General features: G+C 33.6%; 14 protein-coding genes. 7 read left to right on the top strand and 7 right to left on the bottom strand.

Going from position 1 to position 14,986, the window contains the following annotated elements; genetic code table 11:
• Positions 1–70: 70 nt before the first annotated feature.
• Together VB776_RS16810 and VB776_RS16815 are read left to right on the top strand one after the other, a co-directional pair.
• Positions 71–706, top strand: coding sequence for a peroxiredoxin (locus VB776_RS16810; protein WP_323260999.1), 636 nt, complete (start codon positions 71–73; stop codon positions 704–706).
• An 80-nt stretch (positions 707–786) separates the two neighbouring features.
• A complete protein-coding gene (locus tag VB776_RS16815) occupies positions 787–1,575 on the top strand; it encodes a glycoside hydrolase family 25 protein (protein WP_323698026.1) in 789 nt (262 codons plus the stop codon).
• Positions 1,576–1,584: 9 nt separating this feature from the next.
• Here the strand turns inward: VB776_RS16815 and VB776_RS16820 are convergent, their stop codons facing one another.
• The 5 genes from VB776_RS16820 to VB776_RS16840 all read right to left on the bottom strand — a co-directional run bounded on the left by VB776_RS16820 (position 1,585) and on the right by VB776_RS16840 (position 7,017).
• Positions 1,585–2,778 carry a glycosyltransferase gene (locus VB776_RS16820; protein ID WP_323698027.1) on the bottom strand — a complete coding sequence of 398 codons (1,194 nt, stop codon included), beginning with the start codon at positions 2,776–2,778 and terminating at the stop codon, positions 1,585–1,587.
• 20 nt (positions 2,779–2,798) lie between these two features.
• Positions 2,799–3,899: a glycosyltransferase family 4 protein gene (locus VB776_RS16825; RefSeq protein WP_323698029.1), complete on the bottom strand. Its 1,101-nt coding sequence runs from the start codon at positions 3,897–3,899 to the stop codon at positions 2,799–2,801.
• Between the two features lie 143 nt (positions 3,900–4,042).
• Positions 4,043–5,335 carry an aminopeptidase P family protein gene (locus VB776_RS16830; RefSeq protein ID WP_323698031.1) on the bottom strand — a complete coding sequence of 431 codons (1,293 nt, stop codon included), beginning with the start codon at positions 5,333–5,335 and terminating at the stop codon, positions 4,043–4,045.
• Positions 5,336–5,346: 11 nt separating this feature from the next.
• Entirely contained in the window at positions 5,347–6,111 is a 765-nt protein-coding gene (locus VB776_RS16835; RefSeq protein ID WP_323698032.1) for a class I SAM-dependent methyltransferase, read from the bottom strand.
• A 135-nt stretch (positions 6,112–6,246) separates the two neighbouring features.
• Positions 6,247–7,017 carry a 3-keto-disaccharide hydrolase gene (locus VB776_RS16840; protein ID WP_323698033.1) on the bottom strand — a complete coding sequence of 257 codons (771 nt, stop codon included), beginning with the start codon at positions 7,015–7,017 and terminating at the stop codon, positions 6,247–6,249.
• 131 nt (positions 7,018–7,148) lie between these two features.
• Between VB776_RS16840 and VB776_RS16845 the strand changes: the two genes are divergently transcribed.
• Both VB776_RS16845 and VB776_RS16850 read left to right on the top strand, forming a co-directional pair.
• Positions 7,149–7,673 carry a hypothetical protein gene (locus VB776_RS16845; RefSeq protein WP_323698034.1) on the top strand — a complete coding sequence of 175 codons (525 nt, stop codon included), beginning with the start codon at positions 7,149–7,151 and terminating at the stop codon, positions 7,671–7,673.
• Positions 7,674–7,703: 30 nt separating this feature from the next.
• Positions 7,704–8,111, top strand: coding sequence for a hypothetical protein (locus tag VB776_RS16850; RefSeq protein WP_323698035.1), 408 nt, complete (start codon positions 7,704–7,706; stop codon positions 8,109–8,111).
• Positions 8,112–8,169: 58 nt separating this feature from the next.
• On the opposite strand, the gene VB776_RS16855 is transcribed toward VB776_RS16850, so the two are convergent.
• The gene (locus VB776_RS16855) at positions 8,170–8,325 is read right to left on the bottom strand and encodes a hypothetical protein (RefSeq protein WP_309918619.1); all 156 of its coding nucleotides are present in this window, start codon (positions 8,323–8,325) and stop codon (positions 8,170–8,172) included.
• Positions 8,326–8,684: 359 nt separating this feature from the next.
• On the opposite strand from VB776_RS16855, the gene hisS reads away from it, so the two are divergent.
• From hisS to VB776_RS16870, 3 genes are all read left to right on the top strand, one after another.
• The gene (gene hisS, locus VB776_RS16860; RefSeq protein WP_323698037.1) at positions 8,685–10,040 is read left to right on the top strand and encodes a histidine--tRNA ligase; all 1,356 of its coding nucleotides are present in this window, start codon (positions 8,685–8,687) and stop codon (positions 10,038–10,040) included.
• 125 nt (positions 10,041–10,165) lie between these two features.
• Entirely contained in the window at positions 10,166–11,560 is a 1,395-nt protein-coding gene (locus tag VB776_RS16865) for an energy transducer TonB (protein ID WP_323698038.1), read from the top strand.
• 139 nt (positions 11,561–11,699) lie between these two features.
• Positions 11,700–13,115, top strand: a complete 1,416-nt coding sequence (locus tag VB776_RS16870) for an energy transducer TonB (RefSeq protein WP_323698039.1) — start codon at positions 11,700–11,702, stop codon at positions 13,113–13,115.
• Positions 13,116–13,203: 88 nt separating this feature from the next.
• Here the strand turns inward: VB776_RS16870 and pgi are convergent, their stop codons facing one another.
• Positions 13,204–14,850 (bottom strand): glucose-6-phosphate isomerase, encoded by a 1,647-nt coding sequence (gene pgi, locus VB776_RS16875; protein WP_323698041.1) that lies wholly within the window; start codon positions 14,848–14,850, stop codon positions 13,204–13,206.
• Positions 14,851–14,986: the final 136 nt, after the last annotated feature.

Consider the following 14,986-nt stretch of genomic DNA (forward strand, 5'->3'; position numbering starts at 1 on the left):
GAAACCTTTTTTTTGTTAATCTTGTATTCCAATAGAGTAAGTATTTATAAACTTTAAATTGATTAAAACTATGTCATTAAGATTAGGAGATATCGCACCCGACTTTACAGCGGAAACAACTCAAGGAACGATTAATTTTCATGAATGGATTGGCGATTCATGGGCTTTACTTTTCAGTCATCCAGCTGACTTTACACCAGTTTGTACGACTGAATTAGGAAAAACAGCTTTATTAAAAGGAGAATTTGAAAAAAAAGGAGTAAAAGTAATAGCGGTTTCAGTAGATGATTTAGACTCGCACAATAAATGGGTTCCAGATATTGAAGAAGTAAATGGTGTTAAAGTAAATTTCCCTATCATTGCAGATGCTGATCGTAACGTGGCTACTTTGTATGATATGATTCACCCAAATGCTTCTGAAAAAGCAACTGTTCGTTCGGTATTTATTATCGGACCAGATAAAAAAGTAAAATTAACACTTACTTATCCAGCTTCAACGGGACGTAATTTCCAAGAATTATTAAGAGTAATTGATTCACTGCAATTAACGGCTAACTACCAAGTGGCTACTCCAGCTGACTGGAAAGATGGAGAAGATGTTATCATTACGCCAGCTGTTAAAACTGAAGATGCTGCGGCTAAATTCCCTAAAGGTTTTACAATTATCAAACCTTATTTGAGAACAACGCCTCAACCTAACAAATAATCGTTGAATGATTTAAAAATCATTGACTAGAAAAGGCAAGAAGATGAAATATCTTTCTTGCCTTTTTGTATTTTTGTGGCATGAATTATCTAAAACTACTAAGAAAGCGTTATCGATTACTCCCTCGATTTGTCAGGATTGTACTTATTTCTATACTTTTCCTTTTTCTGTCTTTTGTCGTTTATATTAGCCTTCGTCCTAATCCTAATGGCTGGACAAAAGTATCCAAATTAGGAATTACTTTGCCTTTGCGTTATAAAATTCATGGCATTGATGTCTCGCATCATAATGGCGTTATCAATTGGAAGAAAGTAAAGAAAATGAGATTCTCGGAAGAAGACTTAAAGCTAGGCTTTTGCTTTTTGAAAGCAACTGAAGGAATGAGTCATGCTGACCGCCAGTTTGAAAGAAATTGGGAACAAGTAAAAAAGAGCGGACTAAAACGGGGTGCTTACCATTTTTACATCGCTTGGCGTGAACCTATTGGACAAGCCAAAAATTTTATTAATTCTGTAGATTTAGAAGAAGGAGATTTAGCTCCTGTATTAGATATTGAACAAAATTCTTTGAAACCCGACAAACAAATTATTGAAGAACTAGAAACTTGGTTAGAAATTGTTGAAAATCATTATCACAAAAAACCAATTATTTATACGAATCCCAATTTTTACAAAAAATTTATCAAAGGAAATTTTGATGATTATCCGCTTTGGATTGCTGATTATTCAAGAGAAAGTTTGAAAGGCTATAATTCAAATCTCTGGTTTTGGCAACATAATCAACGTGGCTGGTGCGAAGGCGTAAAAGGTACAGTTGATTTTAATGTTTTCCTAGGTACTCAAGAAGATTTAGAAGATTTGTGCTTGTAAACTTTTAACTTATAAACTATCAAGAATTACTTTTGCATAATTTTTGGCTTGATTCAACTCAGCAAATTCTTTCATACTTTTTTGATTGCCAATTGGCTGATTGCTATTTAGAAGTACTTCTAATTTAAGTTGAAAATCATCTTGAATAGTTTCGTCGATAAGTAAGCCTAACTGTTTTTCAGCTGTAATTTTTCCCATCAAGCCATAATTAAAAGTAATTAAAGGCTTAGCAGCACTAGCTGCTCTTACCATAATGGCACTCATCCCAATGTGTTTTTGATACAAAGCCAAAATGTAGTCTGATACTTCAAAAAAAGACTGGATATCTTCGTCAGCTACAAAATGGTTGTGAGTAATTACTTGTACGCTGTTTTTTTGTTGGAGTACAGCAAGTTTTTGTTCAAAAAGCAATTTTTCTTGAACATCCCAAGGACCAACAATTAGTAAACAAACGTCTTTTGCTTTATCCTCTGATAGTTTTGAGAAAGTATCCATTACTGTAGAAATACCTTTTCTATCATCTAAATGCCCAAAAATTAAAAATACTTTCTTGTTCTCATTAATTCTTAGTGTTTGTTTTAATGAGCCAATAGATTTTGTGTAAGGATATACTTGTACTGGGTCTGGCAAGAACTTTACTTTCTTTGTTTTCCAGTTTTGCTGTATAAAATCAACTGCAAAAGGGTCAAGACAAAATAAAGTATTTAATGTTTTTCGATGTAAAATGGCTTTAAGCAACAGATATTTACGCCAAAAACTAATTTTTTCTTTGATTGAATTGACAGGATAATTAACCAATGTTGGTCTAAACAAAATGCCTGAAACTGGACAAGGTGGTTTTTGTTCGGTTAAACAAGCCAGCTGCAGATGGTCGAAATACATCATTACAATGTGATTGGCTTGTAAGTTCTTGGCATATTCAGCACAGATAGCCCATTCTAATTTTGCTCTTTTGATTACATCACTTTTGCTGTTTTTCCAGTCGTTATAAGTTGTTCCTGAGGTACTTAACCATTCAATGTTTTCTGTGGTAGTTTTTTGAATAATGGCAGGATGCTTTTCAAAAAAATCTGGATTTACCAAAACCGCTAAACGAAAATCATATTTTCCGTTTAAAAAATGATTTAGCAAATGATACAGATAGCCGGGATGATGTCCGCTAGCATCAGGTTCAAAGATTAAAACTGTTTTTTGAAAAGACATGAGATGATAAGTGTTTGCTGCTACAGAATACTTTTATAAACATTTAAGGTTTGGGTCGCTGTTTTTTCAGCTGAAAAGTATTCCTGACGAATCGTACCTTTTTGAATAAGACTTTTTCTTAGAGCTTCATTCTGAATAATTTCGGTGATTTTATTGGCAATATCTTCTTGATTATTGGGGTCGAAATACAAAGCAGCATCTTGCGCCACTTCTGGGAAACAAGAAGTATTACTTAACACCACTGGACAAGCACAAGCAAAAGCTTCAAGAATTGGAATGCCAAAACCTTCGTACAATGAAGGATATACGAAAGCAATAGCATGTTGATACAAGTAAAAAAGTGTATTGTCACTCTGAAAACTAAATTGTTTTACTTGGCTTTGTAAATCCAAACTGGCTATGAATTCATGTTCAGTTTTATTGAAATCGCCACCACCCGCACAAAGTAAAGAGACGTCTGAATGTTCTTTTAAGACTGAAGCTATTGATGTTACAAAACCAGTAAAGTTTTTGTAATCATTTCTAGCACCAACATATAACAAGTACTTTTCAGGTGTTTTTACTTGAAAATCTTTAGGCAATTCATGATTTCTGAATGAAGTAGCATGATAAATTACGGCTATTTTTTCAGGCTTTATTTGATAAAACTCTAATAAATCAGCTTTAGTATTTTCAGAAATAGCAATAATTTTAGCTGCCCTGTTCAGTAAATCTTGTTTCTGAGCATGACTAGCATTATCGATGTGATTCAGGTTAAATCGCTCTTTGATACAATCGTGATAGGTCAATACAAAAGGCTTTTTCCCTAAATAATTGAGGTAATAATTATGAAAAAAAGTAGGATGGAAAACATCAAATTTACCTCTTTGAAGCTGCACAATGCTGTTTAAACGATTGGTTCTGGAAACCAACATATTCGTAGGCATAAAGCCAAAAATATGTTTAAACTTATTTGGGCGACGAACAGAACTATTTTTTAAATATTCATTATTTGAAAAAGGTAAGGATAATTTTACTCCTACACCCATTTCAAGTAAAGATTCCATCAAATCATGAAAATAGCGAGCCACGCCTCCATATCTCTGTCCTGTAAATGCTTGATGGTCGTAAAGTATTCTCATATTTATTTTTGATTGAGTGAGTTGTGAGTTAGTGAATTTTGATAATCTACGTTAATCAAACGTAGATTATCAAAATAATTTTAAGTCAAACTCATCTCAATTAATACCACAATTCTTAAATCTTATAGCCCACAGCTCAAAACTCAAAGCTTATTCATTAAGGCTTCTATTTCATCGGCTTCAATTGGAATATTTGCCATTAAGTCGATGTTGCCGTCTTCTGTAATCAAAATGTTATTTTCTAAACGAATACCTAAACCTTCTTCACGAATATAAATTCCCGGTTCAATCGTAAAAACCATTCCTGCTTCAAAACGACGATACTTGTTCCAAACATCGTGAACATCAAGTCCTAAATGATGCGAAACGCCGTGCATAAAGTACTTTTTGAACAAAGGAGCTTCTGGATTTTGCTTTTCAACGTCTTCACGAGTGAATAAACCTAAACCGATAAGTTCTTCTTCAATGAATTTTTCAACAGCTTGCTGATAATCATCCCATAAATTTCCAACCACTAAAATTGATTTAGCAAATTTAAAAGCACGTAAAACAGCATCATAAACCTGACGTTGGCGTGGAGAAAATTTACCATTTACTGGAATTGTTCTGGTTAAGTCTGCATTATAGTTTCCATATTCAGCGGCAACATCTAGCAAAATAACGTCCCCATCTTTACAAGGACGGCTGTTTTCAATATAATGTAATACACAAGCATTTTCACCAGAAGCGATAATTGGTTGATAAGCAAAGCCTTTTGAACGATTTCTTACGAATTCGTGTAAAAGTTCTGCTTCAATTTCATACTCAGTAACATCTGGTTTTACAAAATTCAACAATCTTCTGAAACCAAGTTCAGTAATACGCATTGCTTCACTCAATTGTTGAATTTCAATTGGATTTTTAATCACTCTCAACTGATGCATCAACGGAGCAAGTCTTTCAAATTTATGCAAAGGAAAATGTTCTTTCGCCCATAAAATGAATTTCGCATCACGAGTTTGAACTACAGAATGATTACGAATATGCTCATTTGAATTCAAGTAAATATGCTCTGCTTCAAAGATCAAAGTCGTTAAAACAGCCTCAAACTGGCTCATCCAATAAATACTTTGCACGCCTGAAACTTCACGAGCATGCTCTTTTGTGTATTTATAACCTTCCCAAATAGCAATTAATTCTGAGGTTTCTCTCAAAAATAATACTTCTCTATGAGCAGGATTTGGACTATCTGGAAACAATAAAAGAATAGATTCTTCTTGGTCGATTCCTGAAAGATAAAATAAATCTGAGTTTTGTTGAAATCCCATTGTTCCGTCTGCATTGGTTGGCATCGGGTCATTAGAGTTCAAAATAGCAATAGATTTAGGTTTTAAAAGTTGTGCTAAACGCTGACGGTTTTCAATGAATAGCGTGTTGTTGATGGGTAAGTATTTCATATTAATTAGTATTATTTCTGACACAAGTAAATAACTTCATCTTTAGGCAAAGCAAAACGCATGGTTTGGTCTGGTGGCATATTGATGCCAAATTTATCTTCTGTTACTTTCCAACCGCCTTGTTCTAAGCGTTTATTATAATCTCTTCCGTAAATTCTAAAATGGTCATCTTGTTTGAAAAGACGCTCACGTTCTTTAGGGTCTGTAATGGTTTTATCTTCAAAAGTAGTAGCCAAACTCCAATCTTGTGGCGACTGCATAATTGCCCAACCAGTAGGTTTTAATACTCTTCTCATTTCTCGCATACATTGAATATCGTCTTCAACATGTTCTAAAACGTGATTACAGAATACTACATCAAAAGTATTGTCTTCAAAAGGAATATGGTGTAAATCCATTTTCACTTTTGCCAAAGGCGATTCAATATCAGCAGTGATATAATCCAGATTTCTCATTTTTTCGAAACGGTCGATAAAACAGTATTCTGGTGCAACGTGTAGTACTTTTAATTTTGCATTAAAGAAATTCGTTTTTTGTTGTAAATACATGTACATCAAACGGTGGCGTTCTAATGCCAAACAATTTGGACATAAAGCATTGTCTCTTGGCTCTAAACGGCCATAAGGGACAAACTTTGAAAATTTAGATTTACATACTGGACAGGATACTCTAGTACCTCTTAAAAAGATGGCATAGATTTTCATAGCAAAGTGAGAAACTAATTGGAGGTATTTACGTGGAATGTTTCTGAGTGTCCAGCTAATAATTGATTTCATAATTTAAACTTGAAACGTTTTGGATTCCGTTTTGAATGATTTAAAATGTTACAAACTAAAAAAAGGGAATGATTTTTACACAAAGGTAAAAAATCATTCCCAATATCTGATTATCAAAAATCAAGAAGCTGAATACTATATTTCTCTAATCCAAATGTTGCGGTAACTTACCAAATTACCGTGGTCTTGTAAAGAAATCGGTCCTTTTACATCATGAACAGGATTTGTTGGCTGTCCAATGTAGTTTGTCATACCTTGAATTTTAGTGTGATTTTGAACAATAATACCATTATGAATTACTGTTACATAACCTGGAGTTTCAATACCACCGTTAATTGTAAAACGTGGAGCAGTATAGATAACATCATAAACATTCCAATCGCCCATTTTTGAAGTAGCATTTACCAAAGGAGGCGTTTGTTTGTAAATAGAACCCGCCTGACCGTTTCTGTAAGTACGGTTTTGATACGAGTTTAATACTTGTACTTCGTAAATACCACTGAGGAAAATTCCGCTATTCCCTTTTTGTTGTCCTTTCAAGGTTTCTGGTTCGATTGGTGAACGCCATTCGATGTGCAACTGGCAGTCTCCAAAATGCTGTTTCGTAGAAATATTTCCAGTACCTTTACCTACCGTAAATACTCCATCTTTTACTTCCCACTTAGCTGGAGATCCATCTTTTGCAGACTCCCATCCATCTAAACTTTTTCCATCAAACAAAACAATAGCATCCGACGGAACAGCTCCTGGCGTTACAACTTTTACTTCTGGATCCCAAAACTCACTTGCTTCTGGTTTGTCTGGGTTCTTTTTAGTAAAACGAGTATCTTGTGCATTGGCAGAATTCATTGAAAAAACCGCCAAACTAAGGCTTAAACCCAAAATAAATTTCTTGTTGATCGTCATTGAATTATAGTTTATGTTTATTTTAATTTTAATTTGCGTAAAATAAGCTATTCTTGTTTCTGGATAAATAATCTCATGCTTTATACTGAACGGCAATATTCAAGAATATCTTGCGAAATAATAATTTATTTATGAAAATTACTCAAAGAAATTGGATAAAATTAGCTTTTCTGTGTGGATTTATGCTTTTTGTTAATACTGTTAGTAGAGGGAATGATACGCAGTCAGCTTTAGATTTGAATGTAATATTACAAGACAAAAAAATACAATTAGTTAGAAATCAATTGATTAAAGGTTGGTCCATGCGTGCAAACGGGAGTAATTTTTTTATTGAAAGAAATAATGATATTTTTTTGCCACAAACAGCTTTAAAAAGTATTGATAGCAGAGCAAGTGTAGTCACTAAAACAATTGGTAAAAAGAAAGTACTGATGATGAAAACCAAAGCTTTTTTTATGATGACTGTTGAAAAAAAACTTCCTGCCGATAAAGTTGCTATTATAAGAAATATGGCAAAAGGTGTTTATCAAACAGATTATTATACCATAATTTTATGGCAAGAACATGGCTTTACGTATTCAAAAAATACGATTCCGAATAATTTAAAAGATGAATTTCAAGCAATAGAAACTCTAATAGGAGCTAATTGGCAATGATTTTCTAAAAAAATATAAACGATAACCAATATGAAACCTGATATTCCTAAAAAAGCTCCCGGTCAAAAATTAGTAAAAAGAATGCCTTTACGCACCAAATGGATTTTATGTGCCGTAATGGGTTTATTACTTTTTGGTTTTGGTATTTCTGTAGTAGGAACTGCATCGACCATTAAAGCAGAACCGAATGTACCATTCTTTAGATGGTTTATTTGGGGGCTTTATGGTTTGATTATCACAAGTTTAGGCTTAGTTTCGTTCGGGCAAGCTATTCGTTTTAGAGTATTGATGGATATCAATAAGCGTTTTAGCAGACAGGAAAAGGAAATGATGAAACAGATTAAAAAGTTAAATCATTTAGGAGAAGTACTGCGTGGAAAAGAAGATAAGAAAGAGGAGAAAAAAACTAAAGCTAGTGATAAAGACAAGAAAGAGTAAAAAAGAAAACCTCGTCTATTTAGACGAGGTTTAGATCTCTTAGAAGAAATTGTACAAATTACTTCGCAGCCTTCGCAGCAAACTCAGCTTTGATTGCCTCAATATCTACCAATTTAATTTCTGGAGTTTGAGTCAAATGCTTAATCGCATTGATTTTGTTAGTGGCTATAGCCTTGTTTCTTCTGTCTTTTCTTTTTAGTCTTGTAACAGCCATTGCGAACAGAGTTTTAAATTGAGGTGCAAAATTAGGAAGAATATCTTTTTGAAACAAACATATAGACAATTAATAATTAGACTTTAAGATTTGGGGACTTTAGGACTATAAGACTTTAAGACTTTAGGACTATAAGACTTTAAGACTTTAGGACTACAAGACTTTATGAAGATTGGTTCTTGATTTTTACCTTAGTCTTGCATCCAATCCTAAAGTCCTAAAGTATTCCAATCCTAAAGCCTAAAAAGAAATAAAACCCATGAAGTTTCCAAAAACTTCATGGGTTTTGTAATTTTGTAGCTATTGGACAATCCTGTCCGTTTTCACGTTTTCGGGTTTGTCACCCGATTTTATACTCCATGAAACCAAGTTTAGTAAAAGGTACACGAGATTTTGGACCAGATAAAATGGTTCGTCGCAATTATATTTTTGATACTATCAAAGCTGTTTTTCAAAAGTTTGGTTTCCAGCCAATCGAAACACCAGCCATGGAAAACCTTTCAACCTTGATGGGGAAATATGGTGAAGAAGGAGACCAATTATTATTCAAAATCTTAAATTCAGGTAATTTTTCTGAGAAAATTACGCAAAATGAATTAGATGAAGGAGCGAAGAAATTAACGTTAAAAATTTCTGAAAAAGGTTTGAAGTACGATTTAACTGTTCCTTTTGCTCGTTTTGTGGTAATGAACCGTAATGATTTGGCGATGCCTTTCAAACGTTATCAGATTCAACCCGTTTGGCGTGGCGACCGCCCACAAAGAGGACGTTATCGTGAATTTTATCAATGTGATGCCGATGTAGTTGGTACAGATTCACTGGTTTGTGAAGCTGAAATCGTGTTGATGATTCATGAAGTATTCAAAAATCTTGGTATTAATTTCTCTTTAAAAATTAACAATCGTAAAGTACTTACTGGACTTTCAGAAGCGATTGGTGCGACTGGACAAGAAGGAAATCTTGCCGTTGCCATTGATAAATTAGATAAAATTGGGAAAGAAAAAGTATTAGAAGAATTAGCCGAAAAAGGCTTTTCTCCTGAATCTTTGACCAAACTTGACCCTGTTTTTGATATTTCAGGAACGAATCAAGAGAAATTTGTCAAACTGGAAGAATTATTACAAGATTCAGAAACTGGAAAAAAAGGAATCGAAGAATTACGTGCCGTTTGGAATTTATTACAATCATTCGGACAAACAGAAGAAAATATTGAGTTGGATATTACCTTAGCTCGTGGGCTTTCGTATTACACAGGTGCAATTTTTGAAGTAAAAGCATTAGACGTTCAAATGGGTTCTATTTCAGGCGGCGGTCGTTATGATAATTTAACAGGTACTTTTGGCGTAGCTGGTTTATCAGGAGTAGGAATTTCTTTTGGAGTAGATAGAATTTACGATGTTTTAGAAGAATTGAATTTGTTTCCAGAAAACAATTCTGTAACGACGAAATTACTACTTTGTCATTTCGGAGAAAAAGAATTGAGTTATGCTTTGCCACTTTTGCAAAAAGCACGTTTGGCAGGAATCAATACTGAAGTTTATCCAGATGTCAGTAAAATCAAAAAACAGTTGGATTATGCCGATAAAAAGAAAATTTCTTATGTCTGCATCATCGGTTCAGAAGAAATGGAAACAGGCAAATTGACTTTGAAAAATATGATTACGGGCGAGCAAGAGAAATTGACTTTTGAGGAAGTAATCACCAAATTACAGTAAAATTCTTTCGGCATTAATAAATTTAAAATTTGTTAATGCCGTTTTTGTTTAGGTTTACTATTATTTTACCAGAATATTTTTACTTTTGGAAATTGATCAACAAAATTAAGATAAACATTTTCAAAATGAAAAAAGCACTTAACACTATTGTTCTTACCTTCTTCTTTTTTAGTGCCTTTGCACAAAATCTTACAGAGGAAATCGACCCGATTCAAAAATTTATTGAAGCTACAGTACAAATTCCTTTTCAAGCAAAATTAGCCAATATTCAAGGAGTCGTTGCTGTAAGAATTACAATGGGTTATGATAATTTGCCCGAAAAATACGAAATCACTCAAAACCTTAATGAAGAATGTGACCAAGAGGCACTCAGAGTAGTAAGATTAATCAATCCCAAATATCTAAATGATAGATTGGCAGCGAAAAAAGATGTTGTTTTAGAAGTACCATTCTTCAATCCCCATTTGCTTCATTTCAACAAAGGTTATCTTGTAGAATACTTTGACAAAGACAAAAAATCTTATGAGGGGCAAGAACCAACATATATGAGGAGGTATTTAGTTGATACTCTATCTGGAATGATAAACAGTAGTATTGAATATTTTACTTTTCAAAATAAAGAATTAAAGCTGTTAGAGACAGTGAATCTTAAAATGGATAGTTGGAAACATGAACCCAAGACAGAAATGTTGGAAAATGCATCCGATTCAACAAAAATATTTTTCAGAACAGCAAGAAGTAATAACGATTTTCCTTTTTTTGCACAAGGGTTTTATGAGAATGGTCGAGAGTCTTCAAGAAGTTTTAATGGAGAATCTTGCACTTATTATCCTAGCGGAAGTGTTGCAACTATTAGTAAGAAAATAAAAGAAGGAAAAGAAAATATAACGAAATCAATAGAATGGTTTGCTAATGGATTAATGGCATCTATCATTTTCAATACTAGAAACGAAACTGGAAGTATCGACCGTTATTTTGCCGTTTGGGATAGTCAAGGAAAGCAAATTGTTAAAAATGGAGGAGGTAATTTTGAGTATTGTGAAAGAAAAAATGGAGAAGTGATTTTTTATTCTGGTTTAGTGAAGGAGGGATTGAAGGAAGAGGAATGGAAAGGGAAAAGTGCCAGTGGCGAAGTTCTGTTTGAAGAAACATATCAAGAAGGGAAATTTATGAAGGGTATTTCTTTCGACAACGGACAAAAATTTGTATATGATAAGCAGGAAGTGCCAGCCGAGTTTATTGGAGGAATGCGAAGTCTGTCAAAACATCTTCAAAAGAATTTAACATATCCTATAATTGCACAAAGAGCTAATGCTCAAGGAAGAGTATATGTTCAGTGCAATGTTGATACAGATGGTACTGTAAGCGATTTGACTGTACTAAAAGGAGTAGGTTTTGGCTGTGATGAAGAAGCCGTAAGAGTAATTCAGCTTACAAGTGGACAATGGAAACCAGGTCAGAGAAGAGGAAAAATAGTAAAAACAAGATTTACTTTGCCAATTAGTTTTACGATGAATTGATTTTTTGAAATCAAGCATAGTGTAGCATCAATAAATTTAAAATTTGTTAATGCCGTTTTTCTTTAGTTCTACTATTATTTTACCAGATTATTCCTATTTTTGGGAATTGTTCAACCAAATCAATACAAACACTCTCAAAATGAAAAAAGCACTTAACACTATTGTTCTTACCTTCTTCTTTTTTAGCTCTTTTGCTCAAACTCCTTCAGAGGAAATCGATCCAATTCAGAAATTTATTGAAGCCACAGTACAAATTCCTTTTATGGCTCAAGTAGATAATGTGCAAGGGCAGGTTGAGATACTTATTTCTATGGACGATAATAATCTTCCAGTAAAATATGAAATAGTTAAAGGATTAAGATTTGACTGTGATGCGGAGGCATTAAGAGTAGCTAAATTAATCAATGTTAGAAATTTGGAGGCAAAATTAAAAAATGGGAATAAGGTATCTCTATCAATTCCTTTTTTTACAATTGAAAAAGTTATTTATGATGAGGGTACTGTTTTTATGCTTTTTGATAGTGAAAAGAAAAGAACTTTTGATGAAAGTAACTTTAAATATTCAGCAAGCTATTTTGTAGATTTACTGACAGGCATTATTAATAGTGGAATAACATATCATGTACTTCAAGAGACAAATGCAAAGTATGTAGATTATGCTACTCTTAGCATAGATACTACAGAAAGAAGTACCCTTTCAATTTGTGAAAATGAAGCAGATGATATGAAGGTTTACACAAAGAGTGCTTTAAATAATAGCAACTTTCCACTTTTTTTTATTTCATGGTTTGAGAATGGGCAATTGAGAGATAGAGAAGCCAATAATAAAACCTATTATTATTATCCAAATGGAAGGATTCGTAAGCTTATTGAAAAAGATACAACTAAATCAATTGAAAAAGAAATTACGTTTACTAAAGAGTTTGAATGGCATGCCAACGGACAGCTTTTTGCCGTTATAGAAAGAAAAGTTTCAAAAGAATTAAACGAAGAAAAGTATATCTCAGTTTGGGACACCCTTGGTAATCAAGTCGTAAAAAATGGCAATGGTATATGCTCTTTATATTTGTACAAACTCAAAGATGCTATTAAAGTAGATGGACAAATAAAAGAGGGGCTGAAAGAAGGGCAATGGATTGGTAAAACGATGGATAATAAGACAGCTTACATTGAGTATTATGAAAAAAATAACCTTGTAAAAGGGATTGCCTATATAGAGAAAGATTCTGTAGTTTATGAAACTATTGAAGAAATGGCAGATTTTAAGGGTGGGTTAAAAAAGTTTGCGGATTTTCTACAAAAAAATCTAAACTACCCTAAACAAGCTAGACAAGAGAGCATTGAAGGGAAAGTCTATGTTCAATTCACAGTATGTACTGATGGAACATTGTGTGATTATAAAGTTGTAAAGGGGATAGGAGGAGGTTGTGATGAAGAATCTGTAAGAGTATTGCATAAATCAAGTGGAAAGTGGATTGCCGGTAAACAACGAGGAAAAGCTGTGCGTTCAAGGTTTACTATACCAATATCTTATAAACTGACTGGTTCAAGATAGTAATGAAACTAACAAAAAAATCCACGTGAATTGCGCTAAGCTCACGTGGATTTTTTTGTTACAGATATTTCAATTTTACAACTGTGCTTTATCTCCAAGCCTTGTAAGCATTAATCAAAGAATTGGTTGAAGAATCGTGTGAAGTAATCGTTTCTTCGCTGGTAAGCTCTGGTAAAATTTGGTTAGCCAATTGTTTACCTAGTTCTACGCCCCATTGGTCGAAACTAAAAATATTCCAGATTACTCCTTGTACAAAAATTTTGTGTTCGTACATCGCAACTAAACTTCCTAAAGTTCTTGGTGTTAGTTGTTTGAACAAAATAGAGTTTGTCGGACGGTTTCCTTTGAATACTTTAAATGCCGCTAATTCAGCAATTTCTTCATCAGATTTTCCAGCTTTTTTAAATTCAGCGACTACTTCTTCTAACGTTTTTCCGTTCATCAAAGCTTCAGTTTGTGCAAAGAAGTTTGATAACAATAAAGTATGATGATTACCAATTGGATTCTGAGAAACGGCTGGTGCTAAAAAGTCGCAAGGTACTAATTTTGTTCCTTGGTGAATTAATTGATAAAATGCGTGCTGACCATTTGTTCCCGGTTCTCCCCAAATAATTGGGCCTGTTTGGTAAGAAACTTCTTCGCCATTACGTCCTACATATTTACCATTTGATTCCATATCTCCTTGTTGGAAATAAGCTGCAAAACGGTGCATATATTGGTCGTAAGGTAGAATTGCTTGGGTATCTGCTCCGTAAAAATTATTATACCAAATTCCTAATAAGGCTAAAGTAACAGGAATATTTTCGCTAAAATCAGCGGTACGGAAGTGCTTATCCATTGCATGAGCCCCTTCTAATAATTCTACAAAATTTTCGAATCCGATTGATAAAACGATTGATAAACCAATAGCCGACCATAAAGAGTAACGACCACCAACCCAATCCCAGAAACCAAACATATTATCAGCATCAATGCCGAATTCAACTACTGATTTTTCATTCGTTGAAATTGCCACAAAGTGTTTCGCAACACTTTCAATTGAACCGCCATTTGCTAAGAACCAATTACGAGCAGAATGTGCATTCGCCATTGTTTCTTGCGTTGTGAAAGTTTTAGAAGCAATCAAAAAAAGTGTCGTCGCTGGATTTACTTTTTTCAATACTTCAGCGATATGTGTACCATCAACGTTTGAAACAAAATGTAAATTCAAATGATTTTTATAAGGTTTCAACGCTTCAGTCACCATTACTGGGCCTAAATCCGAACCACCAATTCCGATATTAACGATGTCTGTAATGGCTTCGCCAGCGTATCCTTTCCAAGCTCCAGAAATTACTTTTTCTGAAAAACCTTTCATTTTTTCCAAAACAGCGTTTACATCTGACATAATTTCTTTGCCATCAACTGCAATTGGAGTATTTGAACGATTTCTCAATGCTACGTGTAAAACTGCACGCTTTTCAGTTTTGTTGATAGTATCGCCAGTAAACATTCTTTCGATAGCATCATCCAATTCGCATTCATTTGCCAACGCTACTAAGATGGCTTTTGTTTTTTCGTTGATTATGTTTTTAGAATAATCCACTAAAATATCTTCAAAACGAATTGAGAATTTATCAAAACGCTCTGGGTCGTTAGCGAAGAGTTCTTTTATAGAAGTTGTATCAATTTCAGATTTGTGCTTTGTCAGTAAAGAAAAAGCATGCGTTTGGTCGAAAGGAACAGATTTTAACATAATTGCTTTGTTATTTTAAAGGAATAATTTCTGGTTATACTCACAAAAGTACAAAAGACTGCTGAATTAGTAGAGATAAAGCCTTTAGGTTTTTGTTAAGAAGTTGATTAAAGTATTGATAAAAATAAAGGAGTAG

Source organism: Arcicella gelida (genome assembly GCF_034931025.1).
GTDB lineage: Bacteria > Bacteroidota > Bacteroidia > Cytophagales > Spirosomataceae > Arcicella > Arcicella gelida.

Coding starts and splice junctions, on each gene's coding strand:
- VB776_RS16810 (WP_323260999.1), top strand. CDS start 71: ATGTCATTAAGATTAGGAGATATCGCACCCGACTTTACAGCGGAAACA.
- VB776_RS16815 (WP_323698026.1), top strand. CDS start 787: ATGAATTATCTAAAACTACTAAGAAAGCGTTATCGATTACTCCCTCGA.
- VB776_RS16820 (WP_323698027.1), bottom strand. CDS start 2,778: ATGTCTTTTCAAAAAACAGTTTTAATCTTTGAACCTGATGCTAGCGGA.
- VB776_RS16825 (WP_323698029.1), bottom strand. CDS start 3,899: ATGAGAATACTTTACGACCATCAAGCATTTACAGGACAGAGATATGGA.
- VB776_RS16830 (WP_323698031.1), bottom strand. CDS start 5,335: ATGAAATACTTACCCATCAACAACACGCTATTCATTGAAAACCGTCAG.
- VB776_RS16835 (WP_323698032.1), bottom strand. CDS start 6,111: ATGAAATCAATTATTAGCTGGACACTCAGAAACATTCCACGTAAATAC.
- VB776_RS16840 (WP_323698033.1), bottom strand. CDS start 7,017: ATGACGATCAACAAGAAATTTATTTTGGGTTTAAGCCTTAGTTTGGCG.
- VB776_RS16845 (WP_323698034.1), top strand. CDS start 7,149: ATGAAAATTACTCAAAGAAATTGGATAAAATTAGCTTTTCTGTGTGGA.
- VB776_RS16850 (WP_323698035.1), top strand. CDS start 7,704: ATGAAACCTGATATTCCTAAAAAAGCTCCCGGTCAAAAATTAGTAAAA.
- VB776_RS16855 (WP_309918619.1), bottom strand. CDS start 8,325: ATGGCTGTTACAAGACTAAAAAGAAAAGACAGAAGAAACAAGGCTATA.
- hisS (WP_323698037.1), top strand. CDS start 8,685: ATGAAACCAAGTTTAGTAAAAGGTACACGAGATTTTGGACCAGATAAA.
- VB776_RS16865 (WP_323698038.1), top strand. CDS start 10,166: ATGAAAAAAGCACTTAACACTATTGTTCTTACCTTCTTCTTTTTTAGT.
- VB776_RS16870 (WP_323698039.1), top strand. CDS start 11,700: ATGAAAAAAGCACTTAACACTATTGTTCTTACCTTCTTCTTTTTTAGC.
- pgi (WP_323698041.1), bottom strand. CDS start 14,850: ATGTTAAAATCTGTTCCTTTCGACCAAACGCATGCTTTTTCTTTACTG.